Source organism: Pseudoxanthomonas sp. UTMC 1351, from assembly GCF_040948865.1.
Taxonomy (GTDB): Bacteria; Pseudomonadota; Gammaproteobacteria; order Xanthomonadales; family Xanthomonadaceae; genus Pseudoxanthomonas_A.
Genome location: NZ_JAVGJT010000005.1, coordinates 155,401 through 171,628, shown reverse-complemented (window position 1 = coordinate 171,628; position 16,228 = coordinate 155,401). Strand labels below are relative to the sequence as shown.

At 61.5% G+C, this 16,228-nt stretch carries 15 protein-coding genes; 11 read left to right on the top strand and 4 right to left on the bottom strand.

The features are described from left to right. Positions 1–139 precede the first annotated feature (139 nt). From rpsM to AB6O04_RS03805, 7 genes are all read left to right on the top strand, one after another. Positions 140–496 (top strand): 30S ribosomal protein S13, encoded by a 357-nt coding sequence (gene rpsM, locus AB6O04_RS03835; protein WP_337343123.1) that lies wholly within the window; start codon positions 140–142, stop codon positions 494–496. Between the two features lie 12 nt (positions 497–508). Further along, entirely contained in the window at positions 509–901 is a 393-nt protein-coding gene (gene rpsK, locus AB6O04_RS03830; RefSeq protein ID WP_337343122.1) for a 30S ribosomal protein S11, read from the top strand. Positions 902–915: 14 nt separating this feature from the next. Beyond that, positions 916–1,542 carry a 30S ribosomal protein S4 gene (rpsD, locus tag AB6O04_RS03825; protein ID WP_337343121.1) on the top strand — a complete coding sequence of 209 codons (627 nt, stop codon included), beginning with the start codon at positions 916–918 and terminating at the stop codon, positions 1,540–1,542. A 51-nt stretch (positions 1,543–1,593) separates the two neighbouring features. Next, positions 1,594–2,592: a DNA-directed RNA polymerase subunit alpha gene (rpoA, locus tag AB6O04_RS03820; protein ID WP_337343120.1), complete on the top strand. Its 999-nt coding sequence runs from the start codon at positions 1,594–1,596 to the stop codon at positions 2,590–2,592. Between the two features lie 186 nt (positions 2,593–2,778). Then, a complete protein-coding gene (gene rplQ, locus AB6O04_RS03815) occupies positions 2,779–3,153 on the top strand; it encodes a 50S ribosomal protein L17 (RefSeq protein WP_368562450.1) in 375 nt (124 codons plus the stop codon). A gap of 159 nt (positions 3,154–3,312) precedes the next feature. Next, a complete protein-coding gene (locus AB6O04_RS03810; protein ID WP_368562449.1) occupies positions 3,313–3,831 on the top strand; it encodes a disulfide bond formation protein B in 519 nt (172 codons plus the stop codon). Positions 3,832–3,880: 49 nt separating this feature from the next. After that, complete coding sequence (locus AB6O04_RS03805) at positions 3,881–5,278, top strand: class II 3-deoxy-7-phosphoheptulonate synthase (protein WP_368562448.1); 1,398 nt, start codon at positions 3,881–3,883, stop codon at positions 5,276–5,278. Positions 5,279–5,599: 321 nt separating this feature from the next. On the opposite strand, the gene AB6O04_RS03800 is transcribed toward AB6O04_RS03805, so the two are convergent. From AB6O04_RS03800 to typA, 4 genes are all read right to left on the bottom strand, one after another. Beyond that, complete coding sequence (locus AB6O04_RS03800) at positions 5,600–8,311, bottom strand: EAL domain-containing protein (protein WP_368562447.1); 2,712 nt, start codon at positions 8,309–8,311, stop codon at positions 5,600–5,602. Positions 8,312–8,590: 279 nt separating this feature from the next. Continuing rightward, positions 8,591–10,198 carry an amidase gene (locus tag AB6O04_RS03795; RefSeq protein WP_368562446.1) on the bottom strand — a complete coding sequence of 536 codons (1,608 nt, stop codon included), beginning with the start codon at positions 10,196–10,198 and terminating at the stop codon, positions 8,591–8,593. A 51-nt stretch (positions 10,199–10,249) separates the two neighbouring features. Further along, complete coding sequence (locus AB6O04_RS03790) at positions 10,250–10,741, bottom strand: DUF2127 domain-containing protein (RefSeq protein WP_368562445.1); 492 nt, start codon at positions 10,739–10,741, stop codon at positions 10,250–10,252. Positions 10,742–10,758: 17 nt separating this feature from the next. Further along, a complete protein-coding gene (gene typA / locus AB6O04_RS03785; protein ID WP_368562444.1) occupies positions 10,759–12,588 on the bottom strand; it encodes a translational GTPase TypA in 1,830 nt (609 codons plus the stop codon). Positions 12,589–12,780: 192 nt separating this feature from the next. Between typA and AB6O04_RS03780 the strand changes: the two genes are divergently transcribed. The 4 genes from AB6O04_RS03780 to AB6O04_RS03765 all read left to right on the top strand — a co-directional run bounded on the left by AB6O04_RS03780 (position 12,781) and on the right by AB6O04_RS03765 (position 16,182). Then, entirely contained in the window at positions 12,781–13,275 is a 495-nt protein-coding gene (locus AB6O04_RS03780) for a peptidylprolyl isomerase (protein WP_368562443.1), read from the top strand. Between the two features lie 146 nt (positions 13,276–13,421). Next, positions 13,422–14,624, top strand: a complete 1,203-nt coding sequence (locus AB6O04_RS03775) for an aminotransferase class I/II-fold pyridoxal phosphate-dependent enzyme (RefSeq protein ID WP_368562442.1) — start codon at positions 13,422–13,424, stop codon at positions 14,622–14,624. Between the two features lie 18 nt (positions 14,625–14,642). Then, positions 14,643–15,002 (top strand): glutaredoxin family protein, encoded by a 360-nt coding sequence (locus AB6O04_RS03770; RefSeq protein ID WP_368562440.1) that lies wholly within the window; start codon positions 14,643–14,645, stop codon positions 15,000–15,002. Positions 15,003–15,195: 193 nt separating this feature from the next. After that, entirely contained in the window at positions 15,196–16,182 is a 987-nt protein-coding gene (locus AB6O04_RS03765) for a malate dehydrogenase (protein WP_368562438.1), read from the top strand. Positions 16,183–16,228 lie beyond the last annotated feature (46 nt).

The window sequence follows — 16,228 nt, the reverse complement described above, 5'->3', positions numbered from 1 at the left end:
TTCGTGCTGGTCATTGGCCGGCACGGGCTTCCATGTAACCCGAGATCTTGTTAAACTTTCCAGTTCACTCCGCCCGCGTGCCCAAATCCCGCCAGGGATCGACCGCTTCCGGGCCATCAACAAAGTTGGAGACCGCGTCATGGCGCGTATTGCAGGTGTCAACCTGCCTGCCCAGAAGCATGTCTGGGTCGGTTTGCAAAGCATTTACGGCATTGGCCGTACCCGTTCGAAGAAGGTCTGCGAAGCCGCAGGCGTTGCTTCGAGCACCAAGATCCGCGACCTGTCCGAACCCGAAGTCGAGCGCTTGCGCGCCGAGATCGGCAAGTACATCGTCGAAGGCGACCTGCGTCGCGAAGTGGGCATCGCCATCAAGCGATTGATGGACCTGGGCTGCTACCGCGGCCTGCGCCATCGTCGCGGCCTGCCGCTGCGTGGCCAGCGCACCCGCACCAATGCCCGTACCCGTAAGGGTCCGCGCAAAGCCATCAAGAAGTAAGGGGCGCACATCATGGCCAAGCCAGCAGCAGCTAAAGTCAAGAAGAAGATCAAGCGCGTCATCACCGATGGCGTCGCCCACGTCCACGCTTCTTTCAACAACACCATCGTCACCATCACCGACCGTCAGGGCAACGCATTGTCGTGGGCCACGTCGGGCGGCGCGGGTTTCCGTGGTTCGCGCAAGTCCACCCCGTTCGCCGCACAGGTCGCCGCTGAAAAAGCAGGTCGCGCCGCGCTGGATTACGGTTTGAAGTCGCTGGAAGTACGCATCAAGGGCCCCGGCCCCGGCCGTGAGTCGGCTGTGCGTTCTCTCAACAATGTTGGTTACAAGATCACCAACATCATCGACGTCACGCCGATCCCGCACAACGGCTGCCGTCCGCCCAAAAAGCGTCGCGTCTGAGGAGCTGAAGAGAAATGGCTCGTTATATTGGTCCTACCTGTAAGCTCGCGCGTCGCGAAGGCGCCGATCTTTCCCTCAAGAGCCCGGCGCGTGCGCTGGATTCCAAATGCAAGCTGGAGCAGAAGCCCGGCCAGCATGGTGCCGCCCGCAAGGGCAAGTTGTCCGACTACGCTACCCAGCTGCGCGAGAAGCAGAAGGTCAAGCGTATCTACGGCCTGCTGGAGCGTCAGTTCCGTAACTACTACAAGAAGGCGTCGACCAAGAAGGGCAACACCGGTGAAAACCTGTTGCAGCTTCTGGAGACCCGTCTGGACAATGTGATCTATCGCATGGGTTTCGCGGTGACGCGGCCGGCCGCTCGCCAGTTGGTCTCGCACCGTGGTGTGCTGGTCAATGGCAAGTCGGTCAATCTGCCGTCGTATCAGGTGAAGGCCGGCGATGCGATCGAATTGTCCGAGCGCGCCCAGAAGCAGCTACGGGTCCAGGAATCCCTGACCGTGGCCGAACAACTCGATCTCAGCCCTTCGTGGGTCGAAGTGGACTCGAAGAAGTTCAGCGGCGTGTTCAAGACAGTCCCGGTACGTTCTGACCTGCCTTCCGACATCAACGAAGCGTTGATCGTCGAGTTGTACTCGAAGTAATTCATTCACGCACCCCCGGTCAAGCCGGGGGATCGCAGGAGACAAAGCAACATGACGGGTATTACTCAGCAAGTGCTGCGCCCCCGCGGCCCGCAGATCGAGCGCCTCAGCGGCAATCGCGCCAAAGTGGTCATCGAACCGCTGGAGCGTGGTTACGGCCATACGCTCGGGAACGCGCTGCGCCGCGTGCTGCTGTCGTCCATCCCCGGCTTCGCTATTACCGAAGTCGAGATCGACGGCGTGCTGCACGAATACAGCACCATCGAAGGCCTGCAAGAAGACGTGCTTGAAGTTCTGTTGAACCTTAAAGACGTCGCGATCCGCATCCACACCGGCGACTCTTCAACGCTGACCCTGGCCAAGCAAGGCCCGGGCGTAGTGACCGCTGCCGACATCAAGACCGATCACAACGTCGAGATCCTCAATCCGGAATTGGTCATCTGCAATCTGACCAAGGACACAGCCGTCAACATGCGTCTGAAGATCGAGCGCGGCTTTGGCTATCAGCCTGCTGCCGCCCGCCGCCGTCCGGATGAAGAAACCCGTGTCATCGGTCGCTTGGTGCTGGACGCATCGTTCTCGCCGGTCCGCCGCGTCGCGTATGCGGTGGAAGCCGCGCGCGTGGAACAGCGTACCGACCTGGACAAGCTGGTGCTGGATATCGAAACCAACGGCACCATCGACGCAGAGGAAGCCGTGCGCACCGCCGCCGACATCCTCAGCGATCAGCTGTCGGTGTTCGGCGATTTCACTCACCGTGACCGCGGTGCCGCCAAGCCCGCCGCCAGCGGCGTGGATCCGGTGCTGCTGCGCCCGATCGACGACCTGGAGCTGACGGTGCGCTCGGCCAACTGCCTCAAGGCCGAGAGCATCTATTACATCGGCGATCTGATTCAGAAGACCGAAGTCGAGCTGCTGAAGACCCCCAATCTCGGTAAGAAGTCGTTGACCGAGATCAAGGAAGTCCTCGCACAGCGCGGCCTGTCCCTGGGCATGAAGCTGGAGAACTGGCCGCCGGCCGGTGTCGCTCAGCACGGCATGCTGGGCTGAAAGCAATAAGTCGAGTCCCTGACGTTCGGGGGTCGAAGCAAAGCATGACCAACGCCGACGGGCCTAAAGGCTCGCGGCAATGACCGGCCAAGGAGGGCCGGCTCGGACCATCCGCAGTCCATGTTTCAACGCCATGAAGGCGACAGCGAACTTCAGTAGTTTCAACATTCATCAGGAATCAAGACCATGCGCCACCAGAAATCCGGCCGCAAGTTCAGCCGCACCAGCGCCCACCGCGATGCCATGTTCAGCAATATGGCGGCTTCTTTGATCAAGCATGGCTTGATCCGCACCACGCTGCCGAAGGCCAAAGAACTGCGCCGCGTCGCCGAACCGCTTATCACGCTCGCCAAAATCGACGGCGTTGCGAACCGCCGTCTCGCCTTCTCGCGTCTGCGCGACAAGGAAGCCGTCGGGACCTTGTTCACCACTTTGGGTCCGCGTTACCAGACCCGCCCAGGTGGTTATCTGCGTATCCTCAAGTGCGGTTTCCGCGCTGGCGATAATGCGCCGATGGCCTATGTGGAACTCGTAGATCGTCCGGAAGCCGCCGCCGAATAATCGAAGCAGCTGCTTTGTAGTATTGAGAACCCCGGCCCAGCGCCGGGGTTTTCGTTTCAACTGTCAACGTACGCCGGCGCTGGGGTGCCGTAGATGGGTGACGCGCCGGCGGCTGCATGTGGATAATGCGGACTTCCTTTCTCGTCGAGAAGCGTGCCGATGAATCCTTTCCGCTGGACCTTTCGGGCGCAGTTTCTGCTCGGTTTCGCGATCTGCGCAGGCCTGCTGGGATTTGCGCTGTATCTCGAGCATTTTCAGGGCTTGGTTCCTTGCCCGCTATGCACGTTTCAGCGAGGCGCCTTTCTGCTGTTAGCGGCAGTATTCTTGCTAGGCGCACTGCACTCGCCAAAAAGCAAAGGTGGGCGCCGCGTATACGCGTTGCTGTCGCTACTGGCGGCTGGCTTGGGCGTCAGCATCGCTGGCCGGCATGTCTGGTTGCAGAATCTGCCGCCAGACCAAGTGCCGGCCTGCGGGCCGGATTTGTCTTACATGATGGAAGCCTTCCCGCTGGGCGATGTGCTGCGCAAGGTGTTCACCGGCTCGGGTGAGTGCGCCCTGGTTGATTGGAGCTTCCTGGGCATGGCGATGCCGGCGTGGAGCCTGGTCTGGTTCGTGCTGTTGGCGCTTTGGGCGTTGTATGCCGGTTTCCGCAGCCGCAAGACGTATACCTTCCGATAATTGACGCGGCGCATCAATCTGGCAGGATGATGGGCCGAAAAGGATCCCTATGAGCCAGACTGACCGCAATCTCCATGCTGTGCACCTCCCGGCCGATTGGGCGCCGGACAGCTGGCGCGCCCGCCCGGCATTGCAGATGCCGACGTATCCGGACCCGGCTGCGATGGAGTCGGCGCTGGCAGAACTACGGCAGTTGCCGCCGCTAGTCACGTCCTGGGAAATCCTGTCGTTGAAGAAGCAGCTAGCCGAAGCACAGGAAGGCAAGCGTTTCCTGTTGCAAGGCGGCGACTGCGCTGAAAGCTTCAGCGATTGCGAGTCCGGCTTGATTTCCAACCGGCTCAAGGTATTGCTGCAGATGAGCCTGGTGCTGGTGCACGGCCTGCGTTTGCCTGTCGTGCGGGTGGGCCGTTTCGCTGGCCAGTACGCCAAGCCGCGCTCGGCCGATACCGAAACCCGCGATGGCGTGACGTTGCCCAGTTATCGCGGGGACCTGGTCAACCAACCGGAGTTCACTGCCGAGGCCCGGGTGCCCGATCCACGGCGGATGATCAAAGCGCATGCGCGGTCGGCGATGACCATGAACTTCGTGCGAGCGCTGATCGATGGCGGTTTCGCCGATCTTCACCACCCGGAGTACTGGAATCTCAGCTGGGTCGGCTATTCGCCGTTGGCGAACGAATATCAGCACATGGTGACTTCCATCGGCGACGCCGTTCGCTTCATGGAAACGCTGTCCGGTTCTGAAGTACATAACCTCAATCGCATTGATTTCTACACGTCGCACGAAGCCTTGCTGCTGCCGTACGAGGAAGGACTGACACGCGAAGTGCCGAGGCAGTGGGGCTGGTTCAACCTGAGCACGCACTATCCGTGGATCGGCATGCGTACCGCCGCCGTCGACGGCGCGCATGTGGAATACCTGCGTGGTGTGCGTAACCCGATCGCCATCAAGGTCGGGCCATCGGCCAGTTCGGATCAGCTATTGCGTCTGATCGACATTTTGAATCCGGAAGACGAACCTGGGCGGTTGACCTTCATCCATCGCATGGGTGCCGCGCAGATCGCCGAGAAGCTGCCGCCGCTGCTGGAGGCGGTGCGCCGCGACGGTCGCCGGGTGCTGTGGGTGTGCGATCCCATGCATGGCAATACCGAAAGCACGCCGAATGGTTTCAAGACCCGCCGTTTCGACAACATCCGAAGTGAAGTCGAACAATCCTTCGACCTGCATGCTGCCGCGGGTACCCGTTTGGGTGGCGTGCACTTGGAGCTGACTGGTGAAGATGTGACCGAGTGCACCGGCGGTGCGCGCGAGCTTACCGACGTTGATCTGGAACGCGCCTATCGTTCAACGGTGGACCCGCGCATGAACTACGAGCAGTCGCTCGAAATCGCCATGTCGATCGTACGTAAGCAGAACCAAGTCGCAGCACCTGCCGCGCGGTCATAGGACGGGCTCTACCCCGCTGCTTTGACGCTGTCCTTCAGCCTGCAAGCCAATCCTTGGCGTCGTTCTTAAAACGAGCTTCCACTCTTCGAAGCTTAAAGTTGGCTCTGGTCAGGACGCCGGATGACGACATCTAAGAGCCCATGGTTGAAAGTGGCAAGTGATATATCCGTCTGTAGCAAAGGCGGCCGGTGAGTCAGTGCCATTCCCTCATCCGCCCTTCGGGCACCTTCCCCAGAGGGAGAAGGGAGCTGGCCCCACCTCAACTAAATCGTTGAGAGAGAAGCAGCAAGCTTTACCAAAAGCCAAAAACTGACCGGTTCATCATGACCAATGGCTACCCATCGTTCGTGATGGCGATGGAATGGTCCATCGATTCCTGCGTGCAAGCAGGCGCGCGAAATCCGCTGCAGGCAAGGGTGGGCTGAACAGGTTTCCCTGCATTTCGTCGCAGCCGTTATCGGCCAGCCACGCAGCCTGTTGCGGCGTTTCAACTCCCTCGGCGATCGTGCGGCATTGGAGCTGGTTGGCCAGCCCGATGATGGCGCGGGTGATGGCGCCCTGATTGGGTTCGGTGACGTCGCGCACAAAGGATTGATCGATCTTCAGTACGTTGAAACCATAGTTGCCCAGGTAACTCAGGCTGGAGAAGCCGGTACCGAAATCATCGATGGCGATGCGCACTCTCAGTGCCTTGAGTGCGCGCAATATTCGGTCCGTGCGTTGCACGTCGCGCATGATGGTGGTTTCGGTAACTTCCAGCTCAAGGAACTCCGGTGCCAGCCCGCTGTCCTCCAGCGCTGCGATAACCGTATCGAGCAATTGATCGGTATCGAAGTTGGCAGCCGCAATGTTCACCGATACGCGGATTGGCGGTAATCCCGCCTGCTGCCAGATGCGGTTCTGGCGGCAGGCAGCCTGAATCGCCCAGCGGTCGATATCGACGATCAGATTCGTTTCTTCGGCGATGGGCAGGAATTCGCCAGGCAGTACCAGGCGATCACTGCGCTGCCAGCGCGCCAATCCTTCCACGCCTACAATGTGGCCAGTCTGCCGGTCTATTTGCGGCTGATAGTGCAGCAACAAGTCGCCATTGCGCAGGCTGCGACGCAAGCTGTTCTCCAGTTCGATGCGGGCCTCGACGCTGGTCGCCAGCTCGCGTGTATAGAAGCGCACCGCGTTGCGGCCACTGCGCTTTGCGAGATACATCGCCGCATCGGCGCGCATCATCAAGGTGGCGGCATCGTAGCCATCCTCGGGAAACAGCGCGACGCCGATACTGAAAGCCTGGTGTAGTTCGTGCGCCGCCACGCTGTACGGCGTGCCGGCGATGGCAAGCAAACGGTCGGCCATCTGCAGCACGGCGTCGCGGCCAATGACGTTATCGAGCACCACCACGAACTCATCGCCACCCGTTCGGTAGACGCTGCCGGCAGTGCCGATGTTGCGCTGGATGCGGCGCGCGACCTGCTGCAGCAGCTGGTCGCCGGTGTGGTGCCCCAGCGCATCGTTGACGTGCTTGAAAAGATCCAGATCGATGAACAAGACAGCGACGCCGTTGCCGCGGTTGGTGGCGTTGATGATGAGCAGGCTCAGTGTTTCGTTGAGCTGCAGACGATTGGGCAGACCGGTCAGCGCATCATGATGGGCGAGGTACGTCATGCGCGAGCTCAGCGCGCGTGCTTCGGTGATGTCGCGCAGCACCATGACCGAGCCAATCGCGAGATCATTGCGATCATGGATCGGGGATTGCGATCGCTCCACCAGCAGGCGGCTGCCATCTCGCCGGATCAGTTCGATATCGCCCGCCAGGGCAACCGGATGCGGCTCTTCCGGGGAGGTTGCCTCGTCGACCGTGGTCAACGGCACCACCGTCTCCAGCGGTTGTTCGAGTGCTTCTTCCAGCGTCCAGCCGCTCAGCTTCTCCGCAGCCGGGTTCATGTAGGTGATTCGTGAGCCGGCGTTGACGGTGATCACCGCTTCGCTGATCGACGTCAGCGTGACGTCGGCACGTTCGTTCGCGTCGTGGAGCGCGTGTTCCAGTCGATTCTTCTCGGTGATATCAATCGCCATCACGAAGAAACCACGGATGCTTCCGTTGTCGTCGATATCCGGCGTGTAGTACGTATGCATCCGCCGGAAGCCATCAACTGTGTTGAAGGTGCCTTCGAAATCGACATCCTTGCCGGACAACACTGCGTCGATATAAGGCTTGCGTCTGGCATAGGCTTCTTCGCCGAACAGTTCGCGAACATGTATGCCCGGACGGAATGGCTGCTTCCATAGGACTTGCTCGGCGCAGGCGCGATTAAAAAAAACGGCTCGTTCGTCGAGATCGTATTGCGCAATCAAGGCGGGTAGATTTTCGGTGATGCGTTTCAGGTGATCGCGTGCCGCCAACAACTCGCGATTGGCGCGATGTTGCTCACTGATGTCGTTGGCCATCAGGTACCAGCCGGAGATTCGTTGGTCCTTCTCCACATCAGGCACCAGATAGAGCTGCGCTGGCCGGGGGGGCTGGCCTATTTCCACTTCCCAAGTCACCCCGTGCTCTGCCGTGCAGTCGCGCATCGCACGCTTCAACGATTCGCGGAAGCAGGGATCGTCCGCATGCACATCGTCCAGCGACCGGCCGCTCCATGCCCTTTGCGATCCGAACCATTCCCTGCTGGCGCAGTTGGCGAAGCCGTAACAGCCATGAGGATCCACGTAGGCGATCAGCGCCGGCAAATGATCCGCCACCGCGTCCAGTAGGGCGCGGCTGCTTCGGTCCGCGCGTGCCAGGCGAATCAGCAACACGAAGAGCAGTCCGCCGGCGGCAAAGCCTGCCGCAGTCAGTAGCAGGATCGGCAACTTATTGGGCATGGCTGCGCGCGTCGCCTGCGTCCAGGCTACGTAGCCAAACCATCCGGAGATCAATATCACGAAGACCAGCAACAGCCAGGCCAGCGCGTAGAAACGGCGCAATCGCCGGGTCGAAGCGGATCGAGAGCCGCTGAGCACGCGCAGTTCGGAAGCGCGGTCGGGATTGGCCATCATCCCGGGCCTGTCAACGCTACTGGGATAGGCCGTCCCGCAAGCCAGTCCGTACGGGACAGTGTCATCACTCGGGCATGTATCGACATACATTTCCTCGTTCTTCCTCGCCCAGCACGCACTGGCTTGCCGGGCGGCCTATCCCAATAGCGTTGACAGGCCCTGTTTCCCCCAAGACGAACGTTCATCGTCGCGACGCCGAACCCATCCTACGCCGACGCGGATCACTTGGCTTGCGGCGTGGCGACATCAGACAAAAGCCCACAATTGCCCAGAAGATCAGCGACCGTTGGCCTCGGAGGCAGGCAAGGTTGGCCAGTACTCCGGTGGTTTGCGCGCCCGTGTCAGCTGTTCGTAGGCATAGCCCAGCTCGATCAGGCGCGGCTCGCTCCAGGCGGTGCCCATGAACACGATGCCCAGCGGCAGACCGTCGCTATGCCCCATCGGCACGGTCAGGCTGGGGTATCCGGCGACCGCCGCGGCCCGGTATCCGGCACCGGGGAAATTGTCGCCGGCGTTGTAATCGGTCAGCCAAGCGGGACCGGTGGTCGGTGCGATCAACGCATCGAGTTGCTGAGCTTTCAATGCGACATCGATGCCTTCCAGGCCTGCGACGCGCCGTGCGCGGCTACGCGCGGTGATGTAGGCCGCCTCACCCAAACCGCCCTTGGTTTCGGCTGCTTCGAGTAGGTCCTGTCCGAAGTAAGGCATTTCGGATGCGCGGTGCTGCCGGTTGTAACCGATCAGTTGCGTCAGGGACTTCAGCGGTGCATTGCGTTCGGTCAGATAACGCTCCACCCCGAACTTGAACTCATAGAGCATCAGTTCCAGCTCGTCGTCCTCCCACTGCCCATCGGTGAGGACTTCGGCATCGACGACTGTGGCGCCGGCATCGCGCATTACCTTGATGGCTGCTTCCATGGCGGCAGCGGCATCGGGATGGATGTCGAACTTGCTGCGCAGCACGCCGATTCGGGCACCCTTCAAACCATCCAGCTTGAGGCGGGCAGGGTAGTCCAGAGTGACGTTCCAGGCGGCGTTATCGGTGGCCGGGTCGGCGGTGTCGCGGCCAGCCAGTGCGGTCAGCAACAATGCGGCGTCGGCAACGTTGCGGGTCATGGGACCAGGCGTGTCCTGGCTGTAGGAAATCGGGATGATGCCATTGCGGCTGACCAGTCCCACGGTGGGCTTCAGGCCTACCACTCCGTTCACGGCGGCTGGGCAAAGAATGCTGCCATCGGTTTCGGTACCGATGGCGGCGGCCGCCAGATTAGCCGCCACAGCGACCGCGCTGCCCGAGCTGGAGCCGCAAGGATTGCGATCCAGGGCATAGGGATTGCGGGTTTGGCCACCGCGCGCGCTCCAACCGGAGGTGGAGTGCATCGAACGGAAGTTGGCCCACTCGCTGAGATTGGTCTTGCCCAGGATTACCGCGCCGGCCTCCCGCAGTCGCCGTACCAGGAAGGCGTCCTGTGAAGGGCGGAAATCCTTCAACGCCAGCGAGCCAGCCGAGGTGACCATGGGCGTGGCGTCGATATTGTCTTTCAGCAGGATCGGAATGCCATGCAGCGGACCACGCATGGCGTCCTGCTTGCGTTCGACATCGCGCAGGGCGGCCTCTTTCATAGCGTCCGGATTGACCTCGATGACGGCATTGAGGCGAGGGCCAGCCTTGTCGATGGCGGCGATGCGATCCAGGTACGCCTGTGTCAGCGTGCGGCTGTCCAATTCACCACTGCGCATGCGTTCCTGCAGGCTGTCGATGTCCATCTCGGCGAAGGTGAAATCGACAGGCGATTCGACCATTTCATCCGTGGACGAAGAGGCTTGTTTTTGGCAAGCGGCTAGTGCCAGCGGGATGACGATCAGCAGCGCGAGTCGACGCATTCCAAATCCCCAGGAAGTGCATCGCAGGCTACGCAGTCTGATGGGCGCGCGTCAAATCCTAAGCCGCTTGACGGCGCGTCGTTTAAGGATGTCGCGCCCGAGCACTGCGACAATGACCAGGTTGGCGATCAGCACCGCCCAGGTGTGCCAGCCGTGGTGGTGGTACAGCGCATACAGGTCCAGCGGCAAATAAGCCGCGGAGCCCAAACAGCCCAGCCAGGAGGCCCAGGCGCGGGTGCGCCAAAGGCCCCACGCTTCCAGCAAGCGCATCAGCGCGTAGATCAGCAGCACGACCACCGCCAGGTGCACCGCCCCGGGGTTGATGGCACTCAGCAGCCCCGGCAGCACGCCGTGGTCGGGATTGAGGCGGAACCTGGAAATCAGATCCGACACTGCATGCCGCAGCGGCTGCGGCCCAAGCAGTGCCAAGCTGACGGCCGCCGCCAGCGCCAGAAGTCCCTTCAAGCCTTCGAAGACTGCAATCAGGTGCAGTCCCAGATGCTGGTTGGGACTCGGGTCGCAGGCGGCGTCGCCTGTTTGCATGAAACTCCTGGCCTACCTCAAGCCGCGCGGGAGGCGCGCTTGCGGTCGCTTTCGTTCAGGTGCTTCTTGCGCAGGCGGATTTCCTTCGGCGTCACTTCAACCAGTTCATCGTCTTCGATGAAATCCAGCGCCTGTTCCAGCGTGTACTTGATGGCCGGTGTCAGCTTGATGGCGTCATCCTTGCCCGAAGCGCGCATGTTGGTCAGCGGCTTGGGCTTGATGGCGTTGACGGTGAGGTCGTTGTCCTTCGAATGGATGCCGATCAGCTGGCCTTCGTACACATTGTCGCCTTCGGCCGCGAACAGCTTGCCGCGCTCTTCCAACGGTCCCAGCGAGTAGGCGGGGGTAGTGCCGGCGGCATTGGCGATCATCACGCCGTTCTGGCGCTTGGCGATGGCGCCCTGTTCCTTCGGACCGTAGTGGTCGAACACGTGGAACAGCAGGCCCGAACCCTGGGTCAGCGTACGGAATTCGTTCTGGAAACCGATCAGGCCGCGGGCCGGGATCATGTAGTCCAGGCGCACGCGCCCTTTGCCGTCGGATTCCATGTTCTTCAGCTGGCCCTTGCGGACGCCCAGCTTCTCCATGACGCCGCCCTGGTGTTGTTCTTCCACGTCGACCACCAGCTGCTCGACCGGCTCCATCAGCTTGCCGTCGATTTCCTTGATGATGACTTCCGGGCGCGAGACGGCCAGCTCGAAGCCTTCGCGGCGCATGGTTTCGATCAGCACCGACAGGTGCAGCTCGCCGCGGCCGGACACCAGGAACTTGTCCGGATCCGAGCCTTCCTCGACCTTCAGCGCGACGTTGTGCAGGGTTTCGCGTTCCAGGCGCTCGCGGATCTGGCGGCTGGTCAGGAACTTGCCGCCGGACAGGTCCTTGTTGCCCGCAAACGGCGAGTTGTTGACCTGGAAAGTCATGCTGATGGTGGGCTCATCGACGGTCAGCGCCGGCAGCGCCTCCGGCGTATCCAGTGCGCACACGGTATCGGAGATGCTCAGATCCGCCACGCCGGAAATGGCGACGATATCGCCGGCTTCGGCTTCCTCGACTTCGATGCGCTCCAGGCCCATGAAGCCGAGCACCTGCAGCACCTTGCCCTGGCGCTTCTTGCCTTCGCGGCTGACGATGCTGACCGGCTGGTTTTTCTTGACCTTGCCGCGCTGGATGCGGCCGATGCCGATCAGGCCGACGAAGCTGTTGTAGTCCAGCTGGCTGATGCGCATCTGGAACGGGCCATCCGGATCCACGGCGGGCGCGGGGACGTGCTTCATGATCGCTTCGTACAGCGGGGTCATGTCGCCTTCGCGCGCGGCGTCGTCCAGGCTGGCATAGCCGTGCAGCGCCGAGGCGTAGACGATCGGGAAATCGAGCTGTTCGTTGGTGGCGCCCAGCTTGTCGAACAGGTCGAACACCTGGTCGATCACCCAATCCGGGCGTGCGCCCGGGCGGTCGATCTTGTTGACCACGACGATTGGCTTGAAGCCCATCGCGAAGGCCTTCTGGGTGACGAAGCGGGTCTGCGGCATCGGGCCGTCCATCGCATCGACCAGGATCAGCACCGAGTCGACCATCGACAGCACGCGCTCGACCTCACCGCCGAAGTCGGCGTGGCCTGGGGTGTCGACGATATTGATGCGGTTGCCCTGCCAGGTAATGGCGGTGTTCTTGGCCAGGATCGTGATGCCACGTTCCTTTTCCTGGTCGTTGCTGTCCATCACGCGCTCGGCAAGCACGGTGCGCTCGGATAGCGTGCCGGACTGCTTCAGCAGACAGTCGACTAGGGTGGTCTTGCCGTGGTCGACGTGGGCGACGATAGCGATATTGCGGAGATTCTGGATGGACATGCGGAAAGGCGCACCGAACTGCGCGCAAGGCTTAGGGAGGAATGAGGCGTATTATAGCGTGTTACACAACAGCCATATGACTCGCCCGTCGGGCGATCAACCCGGATTAAGCATAAAAACGAACGGAATCGACTTGAAATACCGCTTATTCGCGCCATTTCCATTCCAATTCCCTACCACCTCAGAGCCCTCATGTCCCTGATTGCTACCTTCGATACCTCGCGCGGCCCGATCAAAATCGAGCTCTACCCCGACAAGGCACCGCTGACGGTCGCCAACTTCGTCAACCTCGTTAAGCGCGGTTTCTACGACGGCTTGAAGTTCCACCGGGTCATCCCCGATTTCATGATCCAGGGCGGCTGCCCGGAAGGCTCCGGCCGCGGCGGTCCCGGTTACCGTTTCGAGGACGAAACCAAGAACGGCTTGTCCCATGAGCGCGGCGTGCTGTCGATGGCCAACGCCGGTCCCAACACCAATGGCAGCCAGTTTTTCATCACCCATGTGGCGACCCCGTGGCTGGACGGCAAGCACACCGTCTTCGGCAAGGTCATTGAAGGCTTGGACGTGGTGGACAGCGTGAAACAGGATGACGAGATCAAGTCCATCACCCTGGAAGGCGACACCGACGCCGTGCTGGCCGCCAAGGCCGATCGCGTGGCGGAGTGGAACCGGTACCTGAGCGCCTGATCCGTCTCGCTCCTTCCCGGCGATGCCGGGAGGGAGCGATTGGACCATTGGCGTACCCGGGCGGCTGAAAGGCCCGTGCTAAAATTCGCGCCGAAAAGCAACACCGCCGAAGCCACCGCTCGTCTTCCTCATCACGAGGTTCTGTAATGCCCACGCTTGCCCGGCGCATCGGTCGCGCCAAGCCCAGTGCGATCATGGCGGTCGCCGAGAAGGCGAAGAAGCTCAAGGCCGAAGGCCGGGACATCATCAGCTTTTCCATCGGCGTGCCCAATTTCCTGCCGGGCGAGCATGTGTATCAGGCGGCGCGCGACGCGCTGACCAAGGATTCCGGGCAGTACGGCAGCAACCGCGGCGCCGAAGCGCTGCTGGATGCCTTCCTGGCGCACATGGAGACGCTGGGACTGAGCGGCTATACCCGCGCCAACCTGTCCACGGGCATCGGTGCCAAACATATTCTGTACAACCTGGCCGAGACGTTGCTGGACGAAGGCGACACCATCGCCTTTCCGACGCCGTATTGGACCACCTACGCCGACATCGCCGACATCGTCGGTGCCAGGGCGCTCCAACTGCCTTGCCCGGCCACTCAGGATTACAAGCTCACGGCGGCGCAGCTGGATGCAGCACTGGCTGCGCACAAGCCCAAGGTGTTCCTGTTCAACAATCCGTCCAACCCGACTGGCATGGTCTACACGGAAAATGAGGTCGCCGCGCTGGCCGATGTGTTGGTGAAATATCCCCAGATGTGGATCATCACCGACGACATCTACAACCGCATGCTGTTCGACGACCTGCGGTATTCCAATTTCGTGCAGGCCCGCCCGGAGCTACGTAGCCGCACCATTTTCGTTGACTCGCTGTCCAAGACCTACGGCATGCCGGGTTGGCGCGTCGGTTTCATGGCCGGACCCGAGGCCATCGCGCAGGCGGTGACCACGCTCAATTCCAACCACATCACCAACATCCCGGAAGTGACCACCGCGGCGGCCATCGCAGCGCTCGCGGGTCCGCAGGATGTGCCGATTGCGAAGAACGCCGAGTTCCAGGAAAAGCGCGACCAGGTATTGGCGGCCCTAGCGGAAATTCCGGGTGTGGTCTGCCCGCGGCCGCAAGGTGCTTTCTACGTATTTCCGGATATCAGCTGCGCTTTCGGCAAGTCGGACAACGGCACCGCGATCAATAATGACGTTGATTTCTGCGCGGCCTTGCTGGAAGCCAAAGGCGTGGCCTGCGTACCCGGTTCGGCTTTTGGCGAACCACGCGCGCTGCGCATCAGCTACACCTGTCCGACAACGCAATTGGCGCCAGGACTGCAACGCTTTCAAGAATTCTTCGCCGAGCTGGCCTGACAGGAATACAACCGACTCATGCGTCCCATCATCTGGCTATTGCTGTTGGTCGCTTCGGCGGGTGGTATCTACGCTTGGCACAATGCGAGCGAGGACAAACTCCATCCGGATGATCCGCGGATGCGAACCGGCGATCGCGGCGTGGTCATGCTGGCAGCGGAGTGGTGCGGTTACTGCCGCAAGCAGCAAAAAGACTTCGAACTTGCCGAAGTGCGTTATCGCGTACTTGATGTCGATACCGAAGAAGGCCGCCGCGCCGCCACCGCACTGGGCACCCGAGGCGTGCCTGTGACCGTGGTGGGGCAGCGCGTGATTCAAGGCTACGACACCGCGGCCCTGCAAGAAAACCTGACGCCGCTCGGTTACGACGTCTACTAGGGCCTGTTAACACTTATGGAGTATGCCGCGTTGTTTCCCAATGGCCGCCAGGTGGTGTTGCGCAGCGCTGCGCCTCGCTGTCTTGCCAGAGCCTGCCCCTGCGAAGGCAGGGGTCAAGCTGCGCGGCGCGGCATGCTCCATAAGTGTTAACAGGCCCTAATACCACCCCACGATCCACTGTAGAGGACATTCCATGAAGACTCCCGTTCGTGTTGCGGTCACCGGCGCTGCCGGCCAGATCGGCTACGCCTTGTTGTTCCGCATCGCTTCCGGCGAAATGCTCGGCAAGGATCAGCCGGTCATCCTGCAGTTGCTCGAACTGCCGATCGACAAAGCCCAGGCCGCGCTCAAGGGCGTGATGATGGAACTGGAAGACTGCGCATTCCCGCTGCTGTCCGGCATGGTCGGCACCGACGATCCGGAAGTGGCTTTCAAGGACGTTGATGTGGCGCTGCTGGTTGGCGCGCGTCCGCGTGGTCCGGGCATGGAACGCAAGGACCTGCTGCTGGAAAACGCCAAGATATTCACCGCTCAGGGCGCCGCGCTGAACAAGGTTGCCAGCCGCAACGTCAAAGTGCTGGTGGTCGGTAATCCCGCCAACACCAACGCTTACATCGCCATGAAGTCCGCGCCGGACCTGCCGGCGAAGAACTTCACTGCGATGCTGCGCCTGGACCACAACCGCGCGCTGAGCCAGTTGGCCAACAAGGCCAGCGTGGCCGTGGGCGATATCGAAAATCTGATTGTCTGGGGCAACCACAGCCCCACCATGTATCCCGACTATCGCTTCGCCACCGCCAAGGGCGCGTCGCTGAAAGACAAGATCAACGACGCCGATTGGAATGCCAACACTTTCATTCCGCAGGTGGGCAAGCGCGGCGCTGCGATTATCGAGGCGCGCGGTCTGTCTTCCGCTGCCTCCGCGGCGAACGCCGCCATCGATCACATCCGCGACTGGGTGCTGGGCAGCAATGGCAAGTGGGTGACCATGGGCGTGCCATCCGATGGCAGCTACGGCATTCCCGAAGGCATCATCTACGGCGTGCCGGTGATCACCGAGAACGGCGAATACACGCGCGTGGAAGGCCTGGAAGTGGACGCATTCAGCCGCACCGCCATGGACAAGACCTTGGCGGAACTGGAAGAAGAGCGCGCCGGTGTGGCGCATCTGCTGGGCTGATACGGTCCCGTGACGTTGTAGCGATGGGCGGCCGATTGGCCGCCCA

What these genes read in the sequence shown, in the direction of transcription:
- rpsM (WP_337343123.1), top strand. Translation starts at nt 140, where the DNA reads ATGGCGCGTATTGCAGGTGTCAACCTGCCTGCCCAGAAGCATGTCTGG.
- rpsK (WP_337343122.1), top strand. Translation starts at nt 509, where the DNA reads ATGGCCAAGCCAGCAGCAGCTAAAGTCAAGAAGAAGATCAAGCGCGTC.
- rpsD (WP_337343121.1), top strand. Translation starts at nt 916, where the DNA reads ATGGCTCGTTATATTGGTCCTACCTGTAAGCTCGCGCGTCGCGAAGGC.
- rpoA (WP_337343120.1), top strand. Translation starts at nt 1,594, where the DNA reads ATGACGGGTATTACTCAGCAAGTGCTGCGCCCCCGCGGCCCGCAGATC.
- rplQ (WP_368562450.1), top strand. Translation starts at nt 2,779, where the DNA reads ATGCGCCACCAGAAATCCGGCCGCAAGTTCAGCCGCACCAGCGCCCAC.
- AB6O04_RS03810 (WP_368562449.1), top strand. Translation starts at nt 3,313, where the DNA reads ATGAATCCTTTCCGCTGGACCTTTCGGGCGCAGTTTCTGCTCGGTTTC.
- AB6O04_RS03805 (WP_368562448.1), top strand. Translation starts at nt 3,881, where the DNA reads ATGAGCCAGACTGACCGCAATCTCCATGCTGTGCACCTCCCGGCCGAT.
- AB6O04_RS03800 (WP_368562447.1), bottom strand. Translation starts at nt 8,311, where the DNA reads ATGGCCAATCCCGACCGCGCTTCCGAACTGCGCGTGCTCAGCGGCTCT.
- AB6O04_RS03795 (WP_368562446.1), bottom strand. Translation starts at nt 10,198, where the DNA reads ATGCGTCGACTCGCGCTGCTGATCGTCATCCCGCTGGCACTAGCCGCT.
- AB6O04_RS03790 (WP_368562445.1), bottom strand. Translation starts at nt 10,741, where the DNA reads ATGCAAACAGGCGACGCCGCCTGCGACCCGAGTCCCAACCAGCATCTG.
- typA (WP_368562444.1), bottom strand. Translation starts at nt 12,588, where the DNA reads ATGTCCATCCAGAATCTCCGCAATATCGCTATCGTCGCCCACGTCGAC.
- AB6O04_RS03780 (WP_368562443.1), top strand. Translation starts at nt 12,781, where the DNA reads ATGTCCCTGATTGCTACCTTCGATACCTCGCGCGGCCCGATCAAAATC.
- AB6O04_RS03775 (WP_368562442.1), top strand. Translation starts at nt 13,422, where the DNA reads ATGCCCACGCTTGCCCGGCGCATCGGTCGCGCCAAGCCCAGTGCGATC.
- AB6O04_RS03770 (WP_368562440.1), top strand. Translation starts at nt 14,643, where the DNA reads ATGCGTCCCATCATCTGGCTATTGCTGTTGGTCGCTTCGGCGGGTGGT.
- AB6O04_RS03765 (WP_368562438.1), top strand. Translation starts at nt 15,196, where the DNA reads ATGAAGACTCCCGTTCGTGTTGCGGTCACCGGCGCTGCCGGCCAGATC.